Genomic DNA, 18,728 nt, shown 5'->3' on the forward strand with positions numbered 1-18,728 from the left:
AAAGGTGCTGAGATAACGAAATCAATCAACTTGAAGCTAGGTATCGTAAATGAACCAGATTTTGCCACTGATTGGCCGCACTGACGCCCTATTTACACAAGATATCGCTCAGCATGAAGCTGAGTTATCTCGTATTGTTTCTGAATCTCGTTTTCTTGTGCTTGGTGGTGCAGGCTCAATTGGTCAAGCTGTGACTAAAGAGATCTTCAAACGCAATCCTAAGAAATTGCATGTTGTGGATATTAGTGAAAACAATATGGTAGAGCTTGTCCGAGATATCCGTAGCTCATTTGGTTATATTGATGGTGACTTCCAAACATTTGCATTGGACATTGGTTCTCTAGAGTACGACGCATTCATTAAAGCCGATGGTAAGTTCGATTATGTATTGAACCTATCTGCGCTTAAGCATGTTAGAAGTGAAAAAGATCCTTACACACTGATGCGCATGATCGATGTGAATGTTTTTAATACTGACAAAACGATCCAGCAGTCTATTGATGCTGGCGCGAAAAAGTACTTTTGTGTTTCTACAGATAAAGCTGCAAACCCAGTTAATATGATGGGAGCATCCAAACGTATTATGGAAATGTTCCTGATGCGGAAAAGCGAGCAAATGGCAATCTCAACTGCTCGATTTGCAAATGTGGCATTCTCTGATGGCTCGCTACTTCACGGATTTAACCAACGTATTCAAAAGCGCCAACCTATCGTTGCTCCTAATGACATCAAACGTTACTTTGTTACTCCGCAAGAGTCGGGTGAGTTATGTTTGATGTCTTGTATCTTTGGAGCGAATCGTGACATTTTCTTCCCGAAATTGAGTGAAGCTCTGCACCTTATCTCGTTTGCAGATATTGCCGTGAAATACCTAGAGCAGCTTGGTTACGAACCTCATTTATGTGAAACAGAAGAAGAAGCTCGCCAGCTTGCGCATACGCTCCCAGAGCAAGGTAAGTGGCCATGTTTGTTTACTGCAAGTGATACAACGGGTGAAAAAGACTTCGAAGAGTTTTTTACAGATAAAGAAGAGCTGGATATGTCTCGATTCGAAAATCTGGGCATAATCAAAAATGACCCTCTTTATGAGCAAGATCTGCTTACTTTGTTTGAAAACAGCATCTCAGAGATGAAAGGTGAGCGAGCTTGGACTAAAGAGCAGATTGTGAAACTGTTCTTTACCATGATCCCTGATTTTGGGCACAAAGAAACGGGTAAATACCTCGATAGCAAGATGTAAGTGGAGCATTCAATGAAAGCGACATCTATTGTTGAATTTGTGAGAGATACTTACAAAACAGACGAATTTATTCCCTTACATGCACCGACGTTCGATGGCAACGAAAAAGCGTACGTAATGGAAACGATTGAAAGTACATTTGTTTCTAGCGTCGGTAAGTTTGTTGATGATTTTGAGAGAAAAATTGAAACTTATACTGGTACGGCTAAAGCTGTAGCGACAGTGAATGGTACAGCAGCATTGCATGCTGCATTGTACATGGCTGATGTTCAAAGAGGCGACTTGGTCGTCACGCAAGCTTTGACTTTTGTTGCAACCTGCAATGCTCTTTACCATATGGGGGCTGAGCCTATTTTTCTGGATGTATCTCCAGTGAGTTTAGGGTTGTGCCCTAAGGCTGTGGATGCATTTTTAGAGGAGAATGCTGAAGTTACAGACGCGGGGTGTATCCATAAAAAAACAGGTCGAAGAATCAAAGCCGTTGTACCAATGCACACGTTTGGTCACCCTGTAGAGCTTGATGAGCTGGTTGCCGTTTGCTTGAAATGGAACATTACATTGGTTGAAGATGCCGCAGAAAGTCTAGGCTCGCTCTATAAGGGTAAACACACCGGTACTATTGGTGATTTTGGTGCTGTCAGCTTCAATGGTAATAAGATCATCACCACAGGCGGTGGCGGCATGGTGTTATGTAAGACTCAAGAATTAGGTGTGCGAACTAAGCATGTCACGACGACAGCAAAAGTTCCTCATCCGTATGAGTTCTTCCATGATGAACCTGGCTTCAACTATCGTATGCCAAACCTGAATGCGGCTCTTGGCTGTGCTCAAATGGAAGTCATTGAGCAATACCTGAAGAAGAAAAGGTTACTTGCAGAAAACTACAAGGATTTTTTTGACGGAACAGATTTTAAATTTGTTACTGAGCCAGAATATGCGCAGTCAAACTACTGGCTAAATGCAATCATTTGTCCGGATAAAGAAAGTCGCGAAGAGGTCTTAGCTTGCACAAATGGTTCAGGTGTGATGACTCGACCAATTTGGCAGCTTATGCATAGGTTACCTATGTTTGAGAATGCTATACGCGATAATTTAGGTGTTTCAGAGTTACTAGAACAAAGGTTGGTAAACCTACCTAGTAGCCCGGTAACGCGGAGGTTATGATGATAAATTTGATTCTCATCGGTGGCGGAGGGCATTGCGCTGCTTGCATCGATGTGATCGAGTCTCAAGGAAAATATCGAATTCAAGGTATCTTAGACAGCAAAGATAAGATTGGTACAACCTTGTTAGGTTATCCCATACTAGATACAGATGAGGCTATTTCGAAATATATTGCTAAAGGATGCCATTTCTTAATTACCGTGGGACAGATTCAATCTAGTAGCATTCGTGAACATTTGTACATACAACTCCTGAGTTTAAATGCTCAATTGGCAACAGTCATTTCTTCTCGGGCACATGTTTCGCGGACTGCTCAGATAGGAAAGGGCGTTATTGTTATGCATGATGCTCTGATCAATGCTGGTGCACAAGTGTCAGATAATTGTATCATTAATACAAAATCATTGATTGAGCATGATGCATTAATTGCAACTCACTGTCATATTTCAACAGGAGCCGTAGTTAATGGTGCAGCAGAGGTTGCTACTGGATCATTTATTGGAAGTAATGCGGTGGTGGTACAAGGGGTTAAAACGGAATCAAAGGCCTTTATCAAAGCTGGCAGTTGTTATGCAAGAACATATCAACCATCAGTGCCGTTTAAGACCGCAGTTTTGACGACGATATTTCCTATTAATGAAGAATATGTTCACGACTACTTCAAGTCGTTGGAGCGCCAAACAGTACAAAGTTTTGATGTTATCCTAGTCAATGACGGTTTCGGTGATTTGAATGTATTTAAGAACTTATATTCAAATTTAAATATTATTGAATTAGAGTCTGCAGGTAATATAGCGAAAAACCGAGAGGCAATGTGTCAATTTGCTTTAAAGAATCAATATGAAGCAGCGGTGTTTGCCGATATTGACGACCATTTCTCAGAAAATCGAATAGCCCATTCGCTCGAGTTGCTCAGAGAGTATGATGTTGTAGTTAATGATTTGACTGCATTTAATGAAAACAAAGAACTTGCTGTACAAATATTATCATCACGCATTACTGATGGGGATGAGATATCTCTGGATTTTATTCGTGACAAAAATTTGTTTGGATTATCCAATACTGCGATAAGGTTGGTGGGTTTGGAAGCTGAAACTTTTCGCTTTCCACGTGCATTAATTGCAGTCGACTGGTTTCTTTTTACCCGACTGTTATACCAATCAAAGCGTGCAGTATTTACTAATCAAGCAATTACATTTTATCGTCAACATCAGGAAAATACAGTAGGTATAGGTGATGTGACAAAAGAGAGCTTAAAGCAGTCATTGAAAGTACGCGAAACCCACTATAAACATATGTTGACCATTAGTGATGCTTTCCAAGCTGAATTTGACTCAAACCATAAGTTGATGGCTCAACTCAATCAAGTCGATGAGTGTGAGAAAATTTTAAAACTGAATCAAACGAATAGCAGCTCACCATTGCTCTGGTGGGAAGTTATTAGAAAATAGGCGACCAACATGAAGCTAACAGAAAAGAAAGAACTATTTAACTTTTGCAAACCATATATTATTGCTGAACTGGGTTCAAATCATAACGGAGACATGGAACTTGCCAAAAAGCTAATTATTGAAGCGAAGGAAGCAGGAGCGGATTGCGTTAAATTTCAGAGTTGGTCAAAAGATACAATCTTCGCGAAGAAGAAATATAAAGATAATTACTTTATTGCAGATGATTATCGTGATCGTACCGATTACACTCTAGAAGAGATTGTAGAGGAATACTCGATTTCAGAGCAGGAACTACTAGATATGAAGGCTTTTGCAGATGAAGTTGGGATTGATTGTTCATCTACACCATTTAGTAAACATGAAGCTGATTTTTTGGTTGAAAAAATGGAAACGCCTTTTATTAAGGTTGCGTCTATGGACTTGAATAATTATCCATTCCTTGAATACCTAGCAAAAAAAGGAAAGCCAATGGTTATTTCAACGGGATTGAGTGAGTTATATGAGATCGATAAAGCAATCAAATGTATTGAGTCTGCGGGTAATAATAGAATTGTAATTTTGCATTGTGTCTCCACATACCCACCTGTTGATACTGACGTAAATTTAAATAACATCAAGACACTGATGAGCACATATCCTGAATATTGTATTGGTTTTTCAGATCATACTATTGGCACAGAGATTCCATTAGCATCAGCTGCATTGGGAGTATGTTTGATTGAAAAGCATTTCACTCTCGATAAAGATATGGAAGGTTGGGATCATAAAGTTTCAGCCAATAAGCAGGAGTTGACTAGTATTGTTAATGGAGTAAAACGAATTAACGATGCGTTAGGCAGCTATCGTATTTCTGCTCCAGAAAGTGATGAAAAGAAAGCAGAGTTTAGAAGAAGTATTGTGATTACTCGAGCTATGAAAAAAGGCGAAACCTTGAGGTTAGAAGATATCGATTATAAGAGACCTGGCACAGGAATCGCTCCTGAGATGACAGAGTTCCTTGTTGGTATGAGTGTCAATAAAGATCTAGAATTAGATCATATTCTCACCAAAGAGGATTTAGTTGCATGATTGCAATTATTCCAGCTAGAGGTGGCTCGAAAGGGCTACCTGGAAAAAACATAAAGATTTTAAATGGTAAGCCATTAATTGCTTATACTATCGAATCTGCTCTAGCATCGAAATTTATATCTGATGTAATTATTTCTACTGATGACCAGTTAATACATGATATCGCAGTAAAATATGGGGCAACTAGCACCTTTTTAAGACCGAAAGAGCTGGCAGAAGATGACTCTCAGGCTATTGATAATTATGTCTACACAATAGACAGGCTAAAAAATGAGTATGGATATACAATCGAGTCATTTGTAGTTTTACAGCCAACCTCTCCCCTAAGAACTAGTGAAGATATAGATGCTGCAATTGAGCTATTTATGGCAAATGAAGCGGACTCGGTAATCACATATTGCGAAGAACACCACCCCGTTAGTTGGCATAAATATATTGATGGAAGTAATAAGATTTCTGACATATTCCCTTGTGATATGTTGGAAAATCGACAAAAAGTCAAACCTACTTATTATCCAAATGGTGCGATTTACGTTTTTAAAGAAAGCCTGATTAAATCAAGGCGTTATTATTCGGATAAGACTTTTGCTTATATAATGCCACGTTCACGATCAATTGACATTGATACAATTGAAGACTTTGAATATGCCAGTTTCTTGTTGAGTAATAAAAATGAATCACACAATAGTTTATAATAAAAGCTTATCCTTAAAGGAAGTAGTTAAAGTATTAGATGATGGAGGAATTGGCTTAGTTTCCTTTGTTGATAAAGACGGAAAATTGGTCGGAATTTTAACTGATGGAGATCTTCGTCGGGGTATCCTTAACAGCGTGTCAGATATTGATGAGTTAGTTAACTTTAAGCCTATAAAAATGCACGTATCTTCCAGTAAAGGTGATATTTTAGCAAGGTTAAAAAATTTACATAGAAGACACATGCCGCTGGTCGATGAAAATGGTGTGTTAGTTTCTGTTTTTACATTAGATGATGTTGAGTTTGTATCTCGTCCTAATACTGTTGTTATTATGGCTGGTGGATTAGGTTCAAGACTTGGGGAGTTAACTAAAGATACCCCAAAACCAATGTTGCATGTAGGTGATAAGCCAATGCTACAGCATCTGATAGAACAGTTTCGAGAGCAGGGCTTTAGAAAGTTCATCCTCTGTTTAAATTACAAAAAAGAGAAAATTCAAGACTTTTTCAAAAATGGAGAAGAATTTTCTGTTGATATTGAGTATATCATTGAGTCAAAAAGAATGGGGACAGCAGGAGCGCTAAGCTTGATAAATAAAGGGCTTAATGAACCTTTTATTGTCGTGAATGCTGATGTTTTGACCAATATGAAATTTGGCGATTTTCTTGACTTTCATCAACAATCTACCGCACTAGCTTCAATGGTTGTTAGACGTTATGAACAAATAATCCCCTTTGGCGTTGTCAATTCGAGCAAGGGTGGCAATATTCTCAATATAGAAGAAAAGCCTTCTGTTTCATTTGAAGTAAATGCAGGTATATACGCCCTTGATCCTATCATTCTCAATGAGATCCCGAAAAATGAATTCTTTGATATGCCTAGTCTATTTAAAAAGCTGATAGAAAATAAATTGACTTGTAGCAGTTATAAAGTTAATGACTATTGGATAGATATTGGCAGAAAAGAAGAACTAGAAAAAGCAAATGAAGATATAATGTTTAAATTTTAGCTTGTGAAATATATGAATAACTTTTTATTTCCTATTGAAACAATTGCCAGAGAACTAGATCACAAAATCTTGATGGGTATATTAATCTCCAATCCCGATAATAAAGTTTATGTAGGTGATCAACAAATTATAAGAACATTGTCATACTTTGTAAAAAAAGGTGTTTTCTACGGAAAGCACTTATTTGGCAAACCGATGTTTTCTGACACGGACTATTATAACCGTTTGAAGAAAAATGATATAAATATTGTTCACCTTAACGAGGAAGGAGCAGTTTGGCCCGGTGGAGAAGATGTTTGGAAGTATCTTCTAGACCAGTCAGAAAGGCCTGCGGTACTGAATGATAAAGATGCGATGCTTACTTGGGGTGAGTGGCAAGCGAACTATAATAAATCTCGTGAAGATCATTCTGTGAAAATAAAGGCTACAGGTCATCCGAGATTTGATTTATATAATGAAAAATATATTGATTATTTTAAAGACGATATTGATGATATATTATCATCTTACAGTGATTATATATTGATCAATACTGCTTTCTCATATTCTAATAATGGAGAGGGAGGCGTTGACTTTATATTTAAACCGACATTGTCCTACTCACCTAAAAATAATGAACATCGTATTTATCGTTTTAAGCGTTGGAGGCAGCAGATGTTTTCAATCGCTGATGTTGTTGATTTGGTAAATAAGCTAAGTCTAGACTTCCCTGATGAGATATTTGTAATTCGTCCCCACCCTAGTGAAGACACTAATTACTATAAGTCTATTTTTAACGGTATAGACAACGTAAAAGTTGTTTATGACGGTTCGGTAACCCCTTGGGTTTTGGGGTGTAAATGCCTTATTCATAATGGTTGCACGACAGCTATAGAGGCAACATTAGCTGGAATCCCTGTGCTCAACTACGCAACTAACCCTAACCCTGATTTTGATACTTATTTAGCCAATATATGTGGTAGAACGGTTGATAACTATAATGATGCTAAACAATTTTTGATCAATTTAGATGAAGAAAAAGCATCTTTACCGCAAGCTAGTAAGGCTCAAGACTTGTTTCATAACTTTAAGGGGGGGGAAGCACAAGAGCAAGTGGTAGATGAACTAAATATTGCAGCTGCTCATTCTCATGGTGCTAAGTCTAAATCTCCAAGTTCGATTAAATTAAAGTATATATCTTACTTGCATAAAGTTTATTTGCTTACTAAATACACTTATCTTAGTTTTCAAGGTAAGTTTGGTAAGTTTGTGGACTATAGAAAAAGATTCAGTGGATTCGAAAAAAATGACATTGAAACAAAAGTCGAAAAATTATCTAAAATTGTCGGAAAACAAGTGAAAGTTAAATATATTTCAAAGCATTTGTTCGTAATTGAAGCAGAAAATGACTAAATATCAAACAGCTCGAACTTTTATGGTTTTCTTTATTGGATTGATGATATGTAATCAAACGATACGTAGTTTGGCGTACGTAAACCTAATGTACATTTTCTTCTTTTCAGCTTTGTTATTATTTTTTGGAGTTAAACTAAGAGTATTGAATTCATGGAATTATGTTAAATCTCTCGATTTAGGGGTTGCAATATTTGGTGGTTTCATCGTTTCTTATGCTTTCATTAGCACCATATTGAATCAAAAATTTGAATGGGGCAAGTTATTTGAGCTTTCTGTACTGTTCTTGTTTTACTTTCTTGGAAGGGAAATAAAAAAGGAAGATATATTTACACTATCTAATATTATCTTGTTTTTTGGTTTTCTGCATTCTATATTTTTAGTATATGATCGTGGGTATGTTTATTCTTCAGGTGTAAACTATTTACTAATGAGCATTGCAGTAGGCTTGTCTTGTTGTATTTCATATCTGAGATTTTTTTATTCCCCAAGTAAGGTGAAAAAGATATTCTTTATTCTTATTGCTTTGGTTACGTGGTTAGGGTTGTTTTCTATGCAATCTCGAGCTGTATTTCTATTCGCATTTGGGTATTATCTTCTATTACCTACTTTTATATTAAAAGGCAAAGCTAAGACTAAGTTTATAATTTTTATTAGTATGTCTGTCTTCGTGGTTATATCTTATTTTTATCAAGATATAGTTTACTTTTACGAGAACTCAAAGATATATCAAAGAATGTCTGATTTGTTCTTTAATTATCAAAATGAGCCAAGGATAGTTACATACACCACTTTTTTCTCCCACCTCTCAGAGTTTTGGTTTTCTGGTTATGGATTAAACCAGACCTCTAGCAATATATATGTTTATACAATAGAGAAGTATCCACACAATTTTGTGTTGGAGTTCTGGTCAGAATTCGGGCTTCTCGGGCTTTCGTTTGCACTGGTTTTTTCTTTTATGCCATTTTTTTATATCTTTAAAAAACGAAAAGTTTCCGAAGAGGAGTATATATCAATTTTAATATACCTGTATTATCTTATGAACTTTATGAAATCATTTTCAATATATGACTCGTCTATGCTTTTTCTATCTGCGGGAATAGTTGTTTCCCTGTTTAAATATAGTAATGTTCCCTCGCTCGATCATAGGTTTAGGTAGCTTATATTTTGAAATGGTTCCTTGTGAAGAATAACGTCCTACGTTTTTTTAGTAAATCTCAGTTCTTAAAAGATAGCATTTTTGTCTTTTTTTTGAAAATAATTTCTTCATTAATCGCTCTCGGGATTTCTGCATATATTAGCAGGAAGTTTGGCTCGACTGTTGCAGGCCTATATTTTTTCATATCTGGTGCAGTATTATTTTTTGGTACTTTTTGTACAATCGGGCTACAGCCTATGGTATTGAAAAATATTGCTGTAAAAAATAATACTGATGGAGACCAATATTTTAGTCAGTCTTTATTATTAGTTGTAGTATGTTGTAGTATTGTATGTTTTTTTGGTGTGCTATTTGGTAAATATATCGGCTTTGATCATGAGATTTTTAGCGAGTATTACCTTTATATATTTTTCAGCATGGCGCCGCTTTCAATTCTACTATTATATTCTAATTACTTTCAAGCAAAGCGATATTACCTCGCTTCCATGCTATCCCTTACAATGGGTTATCAGTCGGTAATGTTGTTACTTTGTTTTCTTTATGAAGGCATTGAGCCTAAGCAGGTTATCTTTCTATATGCCTTATCAATAGTTATTTCTCTTGTGGTTTTAACTTTATATCTAACAGGTGTATTTAAACCTTGTCTTGGCTCTATCAAACGCATAGAACCTTATCGGTTAATAGTATGTTCTTCTTTTCCTATTTTTATTACTCAAATTATAGGTCAGGTAAACGCATTTTCAGGTCAATTTATACTCAGTCTATACGTTAAGCCCGAAACATTGGCATATTATGCTGTAAGTATTCGTATTTCTGTTGTTATGAGTTTTTTCGTCATTGCTATTAATAAAGTTGTTGCTCCAAAGTTTGCGCAGCTATATTCAGAAGGAAAGTTAATTGAACTAGAAAAGACTGTTAAGAAGGCTAATAGATTATTGTGGCTTGTTTCTCTACCAATGTTAATTTTGGTGGTTATATTTTCCAAACAAATCCTTAGTATTTTCGGAGAAGAGTTTTCTGATTTTTACTTGGTTCTTATTATTATTGCAACTGGCCAGTTTATAGCTTCAATTACAGGTACCGTTATATTTTTATTACAAATGACAGGGCTGCAAAAGCAACTTATGTATAATATTATGATAACATCTGTAGTCAGTCTTCTTTCAGGTGTTTTACTAGTTGAAAGATATGGCATCTATGGTGCAGCGGTAATGACTTTCATTGCTCTAGCATCATCAAACTTATTAGGCTGTATTTCAGCCTATAGAAAATTAAAAATTAATCCATTATCAATCTTCTGAATTTGAATGCAATTGATATCTATACAGTAAGAGGTTTTATGTTCTCTGTTGTTATTACTACAAAAAACCGAATAGAATTTCTAATCAGAGCCGTTAATAGCATAACTAACAATACTATTACGCCTAGTGAAATTATCATTGTAAATGATGGAGGGTGTCATATTCCCCGAAATGCGCTACCTCGTGATATCGAGATAATAATCATTAACAATGATTATTCAAAAGGCGCAAACTACTGTCGCAATCTTGGTATTCAAAAATCAACGAATGATATCGTATTTCTTCTAGATGATGACGATGCCTTAACAGAAATATCTTTTGAAAGTAGGCTCAAAGGGTTTTCTGATGAGAGGGTTGGAATTTCTTATACGGGAATTAGAATAGTATCCGATGACGATTTAGAACAGGTCAAAAGAGTAGTTCATGGTTCTAGTGATAATATCGATACAAGAGATTTATTCAAGTGCGGGAATTTAATCGGTTCTACGTCCAGGGTTGCGGTGCGGAAAAGTTACTTCATGGAAGCAGGAATGTTCGATGAAGATCTTCAATGCTTACAAGACTATGATCTGTGGATTCGTATGGCATCTATATCTGACGTTTACTATGATAGTAATACAACAGTTTTATATACGGTTCATAGAACTAATGCACAAATAAGTAAGAATCCAGATAAATATATTTTAGCATCATCTTACCTCTTGAGAAAATACAAGGACTTATATGGTCCCCTTGGCCTGGAGAGTATTTTTAAATCTAACCTTTATTTGAGGGTCGCAATATCATCATCTAATTCAAGTGTTTCGAGAAAGATGAAATACTCATTGCTTTCTTTTTATTTTAAACCGAATGTAAAGTCTCTCGTTATAGCATTTGTACCCTGTAGTCTTTTAAAGAAATTATTTCATTACGTTTGATAAAATGGTGATGCTGTGAATAAATTAAATGATATAGCAGTGATAATGAGTGTTTATTTTAAAGATAAACCTGAAGATTTATCTATTGCTGTTAATAGCATTCTATCACAAACCTTAGATTGTGACTTGTATATTTATGCTGATGGCTTATTAACTTCTTCACTAAACGAGGTTTTAGAGAGTTTTTCTAATTTAAATAATGTTGTGATTATTCGCTGCGATTATAACAAGGGGTTGGCGACAGCATTGAATACTCTTATCGATATAGTATCAGAATTAAAGTATGAGTTCGTTGCCCGTATGGACAGTGATGATATTTCAGTATCGGATCGGATAGAAAAACAAGTGAATTTTATGAATCTAAATCCAAATGTTGATGTGCTGGGAGGTGCCTGTAAAGAATTTGGCGCTTCTTTTGCTCTGCCATACAAGCGCCTTCCTTTGAGTCACAACGAACTGAGAAGCTTTAGTCTATCTCGTTGTCCATTTATACATCCTTCAGTTATGTTCAAGGGATCATTGTTTTGTGAGGGATATCGTTATCCTACTGATACGTCTTTTACTGAGGATATGGGCCTGTGGCTATTGTTACTCGAAAATGGTAAAACCTTCGCGAACTTGCCAGATATTCTTCTTCATTATAGGATGAATGAAAATACAGTTGAGAGAAGGAAAGGTTTATCAAAATCTTTCAGTGAAGTTAAACTTCGTTACAAGTATATGGAAAAAATGGGATTAGTTTCGGTCAAGAATATAGTGACTCTTTGCGCTCGATTTTTTTTCCACTTGCTTCCGGTTTTCTTTGTGAAGGCTTTATACAAATTTGCTCGATAAGCATTGACTCAGATACTATTTTGAATAGTCGAAGTTTTATAAAAGGGTATGGCGTAGAATTCATCCCCTTTTATGTTTCATTCAATTCGGAGATCAACTTTTAATGTTTGGTCGTTTGGCTCTAAGAAAACTTGTTATTCTCCAAACATATGCAAGCATTATGCTATAAAGAACAAAGCAGCTTAAAAATATAACGAACATTGTCGCTTCTGATATATTTTTAATCTCGCCATAAATACCAAATGCAGCATATAATGTAGCGATGAGGCATATCACAATTAAAGTTTGCTTTGAGCTCAATCCCATACGTTGGAAGATATGATGAAGATGTTCCCGATCGGGTTTGAATGGCGAGTCACCGCGACGGATGCGGCGAATCATTATTGCTGTCATGTCCATTAATGGTACAGCAATGAGCCACAGAGCAGTAACGGGGCGCATTAATGGTTCAGAGCTTCCAGTCTGGCTAACTCCTAACAGTAACCAAATTACAGTAAAGCCGATCATCATACTTCCAGCATCACCCATAAATACCTTTCGCTCTCTACCCAAGACGCCAAGATTCATAAAAATGTAAGGAAGCATAGCCACTATGATCACGATACATAAATAGGCAAGGCCATGTTGGCTATCAACTTGTAATAGAAACGCAAGTGCGCCAAATGTTACTACGGAAAGACCACCGAGAAGTCCATCAATACCATCTACCATGTTGAAAGCATTGATTGCCCCAATTACCGCCAGAATTGTTATTATGCTTCCCCCATATCCTAGATTGATTTCACCGAAACCAAACATGTTCCCTAGACTGTGCAGTTCAATACCGGCTACTTTCATCATCACAATGGAAAGGGCTGCTTGAATTCCCATTCGAACTTTGAAGCTGAGGTCGATCTTATCATCAACTGCTCCAACGACAGTTAACACGCAGATACAAAGTAGATACAGCCAACTATGTTCAATGACCTCAGGCTTAAAAGTTAGGTATTGTGCAAGAACAAGACAAATGGATATACCTCCAACTAAAGGGACTGCACCGTTGTGAAGCTTCCGAGCGTTGGGTTTGTCAACTAGGCCAATTTGTTTGGCTACCTTTCGCATTAGAAATAGCGTGGCAAAAGAAGAGAAAAAAATAAAACTGAGTTCAAGGAGCATATTAAAGCCAACGGTTATTGTATATATCCTGCAGATTTTAGCTCAACTTTATTAACGGAAAAAGATGTAATCTCTACAAATGCTTCCTTGAAGTACTTAATCTTAAAGTAGCTCATCGCGACTGATGGCACTAGTTGCTCTGTTTTGTTATTCTTCATCAAAACTATACTGAAGGATTACCCCATGAAAATCGCAGTTGCTGGGACCGGCTATGTTGGGCTTTCCAACGCAATGTTGTTAGCACAACACCATGAAGTGGTTGCAGTAGACATCATCGAAGAAAAAGTGGAAATGCTAAACAATAAGCAATCACCGATTGTGGATGCTGAAATTGAACATTTTCTTGCGACGAAAACACTAAACTTTGTTGCTACGTTAGATAAAGAACAAGCATACCAAGGTGCAGAATATGTTGTGATTGCAACGCCTACCGATTACGACCCGCAAACGAATTACTTTAACACTTCTTCAGTTGAAGCTGTGATTAATGATGTGGTGGCAATTAACCCTGATGCGGTGATGGTGATTAAGTCTACTGTCCCTGTGGGTTACACGGCTCGTATCAAAGAAGAACTGGGGTGTGAGAACGTAATTTTCTCTCCAGAATTCCTTCGTGAGGGTAAAGCGCTTTACGATAACCTTCATCCGTCGCGTATTATCGTTGGTGAACGCAGTGAACGTGCTGAAGTGTTTGCAGGTCTCCTTGTTGAAGGAGCTGTAAAAGAAGACATTCAAGTTCTATTTACTGACTCTACAGAAGCTGAAGCAGTCAAACTGTTTTCAAACACTTACCTTGCTATGCGTGTTGCGTACTTCAATGAGCTGGATTCTTACGCAGAAGCTCATGGCTTGGACGCTCGTCAAATCATTGAAGGTGTTGGCTTAGATCCTCGTATAGGTAATCATTACAACAACCCATCATTTGGTTACGGTGGTTACTGTCTTCCTAAGGATACCAAGCAATTACTTGCGAACTATCAAGAAGTGCCAAATAACATCATTGGCGCGATTGTGGATGCGAACCGCACTCGTAAAGACTTTGTGGCGGAATCAATCCTTAAGCGTGAGCCAAAAGTTGTCGGTATTTATCGTTTAATTATGAAGGCTGGATCGGATAACTTCCGTGCTTCTTCTATTCAAGGCATCATGAAGCGCATCAAGGCAAAAGGTGTTGAGGTCGTAGTTTACGAACCTGTACTCAAAGAAGAAGACTTCTTTAATTCTCGAGTGATTAAAGACCTGAGTGAATTCAAACAAAGTGCGGATGTGATTGTTTCCAACCGTATGGTGGAAGAGTTAGCTGACGTAGCGGATAAAGTTTACACGCGTGACTTGTTTGGTAGTGATTAAATTTTTAGTATAGCGATAATATATGGCTCTCATACATGAGGGCCTTTTTTACAGTTGGTGAATTTAAAAATGATTAAAAAATGTCTTTTCCCTGCTGCGGGTTACGGTACTCGCTTCCTACCTGCAACAAAATCTATGCCGAAAGAAATGATGCCGGTAGTTAATAAGCCATTGATTGAATATGGTGTTGAAGAAGCGATTGAAGCTGGCATGGATGGTATGTGTATTGTCACTGGTCGTGGTAAACACTCATTGATGGATCACTTTGATAAAAACTACGAGTTGGAACATCAAATCTCAGGCACAAGTAAAGAAGCACTGCTGGACGATATCCGCTCTTTGATTGATTCAGCGAGTTACACGTACATCCGTCAACGTGAGATGAAAGGTCTTGGTCATGCTATCTTGACTGGTCGTGAGTTGGTGGGTGATGAACCATTTGCTGTTGTGCTAGCAGACGACCTCTGTGTGAATGAAGAGCAGGGCGTATTAGCGCAAATGGTTGAGCTGTACAAGCAGTTCCGTTGCTCTATTGTTGCGGTTCAAGAAGTTCCAGAAACTGAAACTCATAAATACGGTGTAATTGCCGGTGAGATGATTAAAGATGACATCTTCCGAATTGATAACATGGTAGAAAAGCCAGAACCAGGCACAGCACCAAGTAATTTAGCAATTATTGGTCGCTATATCTTAACGCCAGATATTTTTGAGCTTATCGAAAACACAGAACCGGGCAAAGGTGGAGAAATCCAAATCACTGATGCATTGATGCAACAAGCTCAATCTGGTTGTGTTATCGCTTACAAGTTTAAAGGTCAGCGTTTTGACTGTGGTAGTGTAGAAGGTTACATCGAAGCGACAAACTACTGCTACGAGAACCTATACAAAAAAGCGTCTAGTGCTGAGCTTGCTAAAACACCAACCGTAAAGGTTGCTGAACCAGCATAGTTGTTCAGGCTTGTTACCAATGTGCTTTAACATGGCTTTCTGACGTACAAAGCATAGTTAAAGCACGTGGATATTCATATTCTTATGCTGTTCTAACTCATTAACAATAAGTAAGAACGAGATTGTATCGTTCTAATGTCGGCAGATATTAGTTTAGTAAACCACCTCAATTCCTTCTGCTTCCAATTTCTCTCCTAACTCTTTTTTTGCTTCTTTCTCTCCATGTATCAAATGCACGGCTTTTGGTTGTGTTGGAATCCCAGTAACAAACTTCAATAAATCGCTTTGGTCTGCGTGCGCAGAATATCCAGAGATGGTATGGATCTGTGCGTTGGCTTCGATTGGTTGGTTATCGATATCCACCGTGTGGCTGCCTGATTGGATTTCTCGACCTAAGGTTCCTTGCGCTTGATAGCCCGTAAACAGCACATCATTTCTTTCGTCAGGTAAGAGTGCTTTTAAGTAATTGACGATTCTTCCACCTTCGCACATACCGGATGCCGCGACGACAATCGCAGGCTCGTTGGTAGAGGCTAGTCGATTTACTAATGCTTGATGTTCTCGATGGCTTTCCACAGTAATGCATTGTTCAAAGGCGAGGGGGGGACGATGATTGTTGAGCTTTTGCTTTGCTTCTTTTCCCCATAACTTTTTGAAACAGCGGTAGGTCTTCGTGACTCTTTTCGCAAGTGGTGAGTCTAGGATAATAGGCAAAGAAGACGACAAGTTGCGTTGGTGAATCAGCTGTTCAATATCGAATAATAGTTCCTGTGTACGTCCTACGCTGAAAGCTGGGATCAGTATGACACCACCGTCTTGCAGTGCGTGATCGATAATGGCGTTCAAGCGCTCAGTTCGAGTGGCAATGTCTTCATGCTCTTTGTTGCCGTATGTGGACTCGATGAACAAATAGTCGGCACGCTTTGGCGGCTTCGGGTCGGGTAAGAGCGGGGTATTGGTTGGGCCTAGGTCGCCGGAAAACACGATGATTTCATGATTGGGGAGTTTGAATTCTACGTAAGCGGAACCAAGAATGTGCCCTGCAGGTTGAAAGCGTAGGTAACATTGTTTACCAAGTGGCAGCCATTGTTGGTAGTCATGGGGCCTTAGCTGTTTTTTAATAACTTTTAGGACTTGTTGACGTTGATGGTAGTTCAAACCCAGTAGCAGCTTTAATCCATCTTCTAACATGAGCGGTACCAGTTCGGCTGTTGCTTTGGTGCAGTAGATGGGGCCTTTAAATCCAGCAGCCAGTAACCAAGGTAGGCGTCCAATATGGTCGATATGAGCGTGAGTCAGGACTAATGCTTTGATGTGTTTAACCGGAAACTCAATATCCAGTGATGCCCTGCGGTTGCCAAAATGGATGTCTTTGCCTTGAAAGAGTCCGCAATCGATCAAGATGCTGCCGTGGGGCAGTTTCAGTTCATGACAAGAGCCTGTGACGGTATGTTTTCCGCCATGGTGAGTCACACTGGCGATGTCTGATATGGGTGTTGTCATGTTGATTGCTCCTCCTTGAACAAGTATCAGTAACTATAAATCCGGTGGGTAGGGTAAGTGAATAGAGTTGGTTGATTGAATGGAATTGAGTGGGAATAATCGGAAGTGCGATTAGGTTCTTTGTTTTGATGTAAGGCGTTTTTCGTTACTTAACTTTGGGTTTGACACATGCGGTTAGTAGATTCCTGGTGTCGCTTAGGCTCCTCGGAATGACGGGATTCTTATAGGTTATGTCTGCTGTTTTGTTGGTTTGATTTGGGTGCGCGCGGTTAGTAGATTCCTGATGTCGCTTGGGCTCCTCGGAATGACGGGGTTCTAAAAGGTTATGTTTGCTGTTTTGTTGGTTTGATTTGGGTGCGCGCGGTTAGTAGATTCCTGATGTCGCTTAGGCTCCTCGGAATGACGGGATTCTTATAGGTTATGTCTGTTGTTTTGCTGGTTTGATTCGGGGCGTGCGGTTAGTCGATTCCTGATGTCGCTTAGGCTCCTCGGAATAACAGAACTCACTAGATCGTAAGCAAACAAAAAGGGATGCGTGATGCATCCCTTTGTTATTTCTGCTTAGTAAAAAGCGAAATTAAGCTTTAGCTGCTGCAGCTGCTTTAGCAATTGCTACGAAGCTCTTAGCGTCTAGAGAAGCGCCGCCAACTAGAGCACCGTCGATGTCTGGTTGTGAGAAGTAAGCTTCAGCGTTTTCTGGCTTAACAGAACCGCCGTATTGGATGATTACTTGTGCTGCAACTGCTTCGTCTTTCGCTGCGATTAGTGCGCGGATAGAAGCGTGGATGCGTTGTGCATCTTCAGCTGTTGCTGCTTTACCAGTACCGATAGCCCAGATTGGTTCGTAAGCGATGATTGCGCCGTTTAGAGCTTCAACACCGTAAGTGTCGATAACTGCGTTGATTTGACGTGCACATACTGCTTCAGTTTCGCCAGCTTCGTTTTGAGCTTCAGATTCACCGATACAGAAAACAGGCGTTAGACCGTTTTCTTTTAGGAAGTTGAATTTCTTCGCGATGAACTCGTCAGATTCGTTGTGGTATTCACGACGCTCTGAGTGACCGATGATGATGTGAGAAGCACCGAAGTCTTTCAGCATTTCTGGAGACATGTCGCCAGTGAAAGCACCGCTGTTGTTTAGGTCAGTGTTTTGTGCACCTAGGATAACTTTGTTACCGCCTTCAGCGATTACGCGCTCAGCTAGATCGATGTAAAGAGCTGGTGGAGCTACTGCTACGTCTACACCTTCAACGCCTTCAAGCTCAGCGTTAATACCTGTTAGTAGCTCAGTTACCATTGCTTTGCTACCGTTTAGTTTCCAGTTACCCATCACTACAGGACGACGCATAGGAATATCTCCCTTATCTTTAATGTAAATAGTCTATTAATGTAAAAAATCTACGTAGGAATATAACAGAATAATGTGAACAGATCATGATTGGCGTCATGTCTTATTCGGCTTTCTTCATCTGGTCGGTGCTGCATTTGTTCTGTTATTTTTGTCAAAAGCAATCGATTGGTGATCGCGTAGACAGAATGATA

At 38.5% G+C, this 18,728-nt stretch carries 16 protein-coding genes; 13 read left to right on the top strand and 3 right to left on the bottom strand.

Annotation, left to right across the window (positions count from 1 at the left end; genetic code table 11):
• The first annotated feature begins 49 nt into the window (after positions 1–49).
• The 11 genes from A8140_RS01655 to A8140_RS01705 all read left to right on the top strand — a co-directional run bounded on the left by A8140_RS01655 (position 50) and on the right by A8140_RS01705 (position 12,230).
• On the top strand, positions 50–1,240 hold the full coding sequence (locus A8140_RS01655) for a UDP-N-acetylglucosamine 4,6-dehydratase (protein ID WP_005535453.1): 1,191 nt from the start codon (positions 50–52) through the stop codon (positions 1,238–1,240).
• A gap of 12 nt (positions 1,241–1,252) precedes the next feature.
• Positions 1,253–2,404 (top strand): LegC family aminotransferase, encoded by a 1,152-nt coding sequence (locus A8140_RS01660; RefSeq protein WP_005535451.1) that lies wholly within the window; start codon positions 1,253–1,255, stop codon positions 2,402–2,404.
• On the top strand, positions 2,404–3,855 hold the full coding sequence (locus A8140_RS01665) for a NeuD/PglB/VioB family sugar acetyltransferase (RefSeq protein WP_005535449.1): 1,452 nt from the start codon (positions 2,404–2,406) through the stop codon (positions 3,853–3,855). The genes A8140_RS01660 and A8140_RS01665 overlap by 1 nt, the downstream gene beginning before the upstream one ends.
• Before the next feature lie 9 nt (positions 3,856–3,864).
• Positions 3,865–4,923 carry an N-acetylneuraminate synthase family protein gene (locus A8140_RS01670; protein WP_005535447.1) on the top strand — a complete coding sequence of 353 codons (1,059 nt, stop codon included), beginning with the start codon at positions 3,865–3,867 and terminating at the stop codon, positions 4,921–4,923.
• Complete coding sequence (locus A8140_RS01675) at positions 4,920–5,618, top strand: acylneuraminate cytidylyltransferase family protein (RefSeq protein WP_005535446.1); 699 nt, start codon at positions 4,920–4,922, stop codon at positions 5,616–5,618. Before A8140_RS01670 ends, A8140_RS01675 begins: the two co-directional genes overlap by 4 nt.
• A complete protein-coding gene (locus A8140_RS01680) occupies positions 5,596–6,627 on the top strand; it encodes a nucleotidyltransferase family protein (RefSeq protein ID WP_038862832.1) in 1,032 nt (343 codons plus the stop codon). The genes A8140_RS01675 and A8140_RS01680 overlap by 23 nt, the downstream gene beginning before the upstream one ends.
• Before the next feature lie 12 nt (positions 6,628–6,639).
• Complete coding sequence (locus A8140_RS01685) at positions 6,640–8,019, top strand: surface carbohydrate biosynthesis protein (protein ID WP_038862831.1); 1,380 nt, start codon at positions 6,640–6,642, stop codon at positions 8,017–8,019.
• Between the two features lie 430 nt (positions 8,020–8,449).
• Positions 8,450–9,178 (top strand): O-antigen ligase family protein, encoded by a 729-nt coding sequence (locus A8140_RS25960; RefSeq protein ID WP_418369047.1) that lies wholly within the window; start codon positions 8,450–8,452, stop codon positions 9,176–9,178.
• Positions 9,179–9,201: 23 nt separating this feature from the next.
• Positions 9,202–10,479 (top strand): oligosaccharide flippase family protein, encoded by a 1,278-nt coding sequence (locus A8140_RS01695; protein ID WP_157722003.1) that lies wholly within the window; start codon positions 9,202–9,204, stop codon positions 10,477–10,479.
• A 38-nt stretch (positions 10,480–10,517) separates the two neighbouring features.
• Positions 10,518–11,396: a glycosyltransferase family 2 protein gene (locus tag A8140_RS01700; protein ID WP_005528512.1), complete on the top strand. Its 879-nt coding sequence runs from the start codon at positions 10,518–10,520 to the stop codon at positions 11,394–11,396.
• Between the two features lie 15 nt (positions 11,397–11,411).
• The gene (locus A8140_RS01705; RefSeq protein WP_005528513.1) at positions 11,412–12,230 is read left to right on the top strand and encodes a glycosyltransferase; all 819 of its coding nucleotides are present in this window, start codon (positions 11,412–11,414) and stop codon (positions 12,228–12,230) included.
• 93 nt (positions 12,231–12,323) lie between these two features.
• Here A8140_RS01705 and wecA read toward each other — a convergent pair whose 3' ends face one another.
• Positions 12,324–13,385, bottom strand: a complete 1,062-nt coding sequence (gene wecA / locus A8140_RS01710) for a UDP-N-acetylglucosamine--undecaprenyl-phosphate N-acetylglucosaminephosphotransferase (RefSeq protein ID WP_005528515.1) — start codon at positions 13,383–13,385, stop codon at positions 12,324–12,326.
• A gap of 183 nt (positions 13,386–13,568) precedes the next feature.
• Here wecA and A8140_RS01715 point away from each other — a divergent pair, with 183 nt between their 5' ends.
• Positions 13,569–14,735 (top strand): nucleotide sugar dehydrogenase, encoded by a 1,167-nt coding sequence (locus A8140_RS01715; RefSeq protein WP_005528517.1) that lies wholly within the window; start codon positions 13,569–13,571, stop codon positions 14,733–14,735.
• A gap of 69 nt (positions 14,736–14,804) precedes the next feature.
• A complete protein-coding gene (galU, locus tag A8140_RS01720) occupies positions 14,805–15,683 on the top strand; it encodes a UTP--glucose-1-phosphate uridylyltransferase GalU (RefSeq protein WP_005449262.1) in 879 nt (292 codons plus the stop codon).
• A gap of 153 nt (positions 15,684–15,836) precedes the next feature.
• On the opposite strand, the gene A8140_RS01725 is transcribed toward galU, so the two are convergent.
• Both A8140_RS01725 and tpiA read right to left on the bottom strand, forming a co-directional pair.
• On the bottom strand, positions 15,837–17,186 hold the full coding sequence (locus tag A8140_RS01725; RefSeq protein ID WP_005528520.1) for an MBL fold metallo-hydrolase RNA specificity domain-containing protein: 1,350 nt from the start codon (positions 17,184–17,186) through the stop codon (positions 15,837–15,839).
• A 577-nt stretch (positions 17,187–17,763) separates the two neighbouring features.
• On the bottom strand, positions 17,764–18,534 hold the full coding sequence (gene tpiA, locus A8140_RS01730) for a triose-phosphate isomerase (RefSeq protein WP_005428123.1): 771 nt from the start codon (positions 18,532–18,534) through the stop codon (positions 17,764–17,766).
• Between the last annotated feature and the right edge of the window lie 194 nt (positions 18,535–18,728).

This window comes from Vibrio campbellii CAIM 519 = NBRC 15631 = ATCC 25920 (assembly GCF_002163755.1).
In the GTDB taxonomy this organism is placed as follows: domain Bacteria; phylum Pseudomonadota; class Gammaproteobacteria; order Enterobacterales; family Vibrionaceae; genus Vibrio; species Vibrio campbellii.